Origin of the sequence: Mesorhizobium sp. M7D.F.Ca.US.004.03.1.1 (assembly GCF_003998635.1) — a bacterium.
Lineage (GTDB): Bacteria > Pseudomonadota > Alphaproteobacteria > Rhizobiales > Rhizobiaceae > Mesorhizobium > Mesorhizobium loti.
The window spans coordinates 1-2,552 of record NZ_RZQG01000840.1 but is presented as its reverse complement, the minus strand read 5'-3'; the positions used below and the strand labels follow the sequence as shown (position 1 = coordinate 2,552).

Sequence of the window (2,552 nt, the reverse complement as noted above, 5' to 3'; positions counted from 1 at the left end):
CTCTGAGACAGGGCAGGGCCTCCATTCTGGCTGCCGAGAAGCCGGCGTTGCGGGTGATGGCTGCAACAACATGCGACGGATCAACTGCTACGCCGTCCGTCACTGGCTGCAGGCCCTGGTCCTGCAGCCGCTGAATTCCTGCTGAATGTATCGGCTGCACGATAAGGCAGACGGGAGGCGCGATGCGAGTCACTTGGCAAATATTCCTCTTGCGTTCCATTGGCATACCAGTGATACTCCATCTTGCCTGACCCACTTGGCAAGCGCAACCCTGCTGAACGGGATAGATCGTCCGAGACGTCAGGTCCGCCGTGTCCGCTTGCAGCCTAGCGAGCGTGATGAGCGGTGATCAAAAAAGGAACCACAGAGGGTAGTCATGAAAATCAAGCTTCTGGCGCTCGTCGCCGCGCTCGCCTTCGCAAACATCGCCGGTGCCCAGGCTCAGGACCTCAAGCTTATCCAACCTGGAAAGTTGATGGTCGCGACCGAAGGCACTTATCCGCCCTTTTCGATGCAGGCCCCAGGTGGCGAGCTCGACGGTCTCGAAATTCGTGTCATGAAGGAAGTCGCAAAACGCATCGGCCTCACCTATGAGCCCGTGATAACCAAATGGGACTCGTTGCTCGTCGGCTTGGCGGCGAACCAGTATGACGTCATCAGCGCGGCCATGGACATCACCGCTGAGCGCCAGAAGGCCGTGCTGTTCTCAGACGGTTGGCTGGAATCAGGCGGACGCATCGTTGTTCTAAAGGATTCCGCCATCAAGTCTGCGGCCGACCTCAAAGGCAAGAACGTCGGCGCGCTTATTGCGTCCAATTGGTTCAAGATCGCTGAGGAGAAAGGCGCCACGGTCAAGGGCTACAAGTCCGAATCCGATGGTCTGCAAGACCTCGTGAACGGCAACATCGATGCGGTCATTACCGATGCAGTTGCAGCCGGTTATGCCATCAAGAATGCAAACCTGCCATTGGCCATGACGGACGATTTCGTCAGTCATATTCAGAAAGGCTTTGCCTTTAACAAAGATCGAACCGATCTCGTTGCTCAAGTGGACAAGGCACTTGCCGATATGATCGCAGATGGCACTTACGCCAAGCTGACGACCGAACTGGTAGGCTTTGATCCTCATCCGGCCGATCCGATCCGCACGCTCAAGTAACCCAACATCGCAATCGGGGGCGCCCGGTGAGCCGGGCGCTACTCTCCGTAGAATCCTTTTCATCAGCGCGGAGGCCGCGGCCGGTGCGGACCATTGATATCAATTGCGACATGGGCGAAGGCTTCGGCGCCTATACGCTCGGCAATGACGATGCAATGCTTTCGATTGTAACATCCGCCAACATTGCCTGTGGCTTTCACGCAGGCGATCCCTTGGTGATGCATCGGACCTTGGCCCTGGCTGCGCAACGCGGCGTCAATGTGGGGGCTCATCCAGGGTTCTTCGATCTTTGGGGCTTCGGTCGACGGCGAATCTTGGACGACAGCCCGGCGGACATAGCCAAGCAGGTGATTTACCAGATTGGCGCACTTCAGGCTCTGGCGAAAAGCCAAGGCGTGCGGCTGGCGCATGTCAAGACGCACGGATCGCTCGGCAACATGTCTGCCGAGGATCCGGCTCTGGCTGCCGCAGTCGCGGGGGCCATCGCTGCAGTCGACAAGGGTTTGAGCTTCATTGTGATGCCCGCCATGGCAACAGAGGTCGCTGCGCTTGACGCCGGCCTGGCGCCGATCCGCGAAATCTATGCCGATCGCGCCTACGCAGATAGCGGCAACCTTGTCTCGCGCAAGCTGCCCGGCGCCGTAATCCATGATCCGGACCTGGCCGCCGAACGGGTGTTGCGGATGATCGAGGCTGACATGGTGATCTGCGAATCCGGCAAAAAAATCGCGGCGCGTATCGACAGCATTTGCGTTCACGGCGATACGCCGGACGCGGTTACCATGGCCAAGAGGCTGCGCCAGAAGTTGGAGGCGGCCGGCTACAGCGTCGCGCCACCAATCAAGGAATCAAGATGACGACGAAGCACTTCGTGGTGCCGGCTAGCTATGGTCGCTCCTTTACGCTCAAGACCGGCGACCTCATCAGCATCGCAACGCCGTCCGGCACGCAAGTTTCCGATACCTGGGCCTTCGCCGCGGACGATCCTCACGAGCACCTGTCGATGGACAATACCCGGTCGATCAACTCCAATGTCTTCGTAGACAAGGGGGCTCGGCTCGTGTCCAACAATCGCCGGCTCATGTTGACCGTAGTCGAGGACACATCGCCCGGTCATCACGATACGCTGTTGTGCCCTTGCAATCGTGCGATCTACCGGGAACTCGGTGCTTCCGACAACCACCGCACTTGCACCGACAATCTGCATGAGGCGCTCGAGCAGGCCGGCATCAAACTTCCCTTCACCCCCGCATCGCTCAACCTGTTCATGAATGTTCCAGTGTCTGCCGACGGGAGCGTGGATCGCCTGCCGCCTCAGTCCGTCGCGGGTGACTATGTTGTGCTGCGGGCCGAAATCGACCTGACGCTGGTTCTGTCCGCATGCCCCCAAGAC

3 protein-coding genes and 1 pseudogene are annotated in these 2,552 nt (G+C 59.1%); 3 read left to right on the top strand and 1 reads right to left on the bottom strand.

Going from position 1 to position 2,552, the window contains the following annotated elements; translation table 11 throughout:
- A pseudogene (locus EN935_RS41545) lies at positions 1–220 on the bottom strand (hypothetical protein); the annotation flags it as partial.
- Between the two features lie 156 nt (positions 221–376).
- Here EN935_RS41545 and EN935_RS30700 point away from each other — a divergent pair.
- The 3 genes from EN935_RS30700 to EN935_RS30690 all read left to right on the top strand — a co-directional run.
- Positions 377–1,159: a transporter substrate-binding domain-containing protein gene (locus EN935_RS30700; protein WP_127265989.1), complete on the top strand. Its 783-nt coding sequence runs from the start codon at positions 377–379 to the stop codon at positions 1,157–1,159.
- An 83-nt stretch (positions 1,160–1,242) separates the two neighbouring features.
- Positions 1,243–2,016: a 5-oxoprolinase subunit PxpA gene (locus EN935_RS30695; protein WP_127373947.1), complete on the top strand. Its 774-nt coding sequence runs from the start codon at positions 1,243–1,245 to the stop codon at positions 2,014–2,016.
- A partial coding sequence (locus EN935_RS30690; RefSeq protein WP_164771477.1) for an urea carboxylase-associated family protein occupies positions 2,013–2,552 on the top strand: 540 nt, incomplete at its 3' end. The genes EN935_RS30695 and EN935_RS30690, both read left to right, overlap by 4 nt.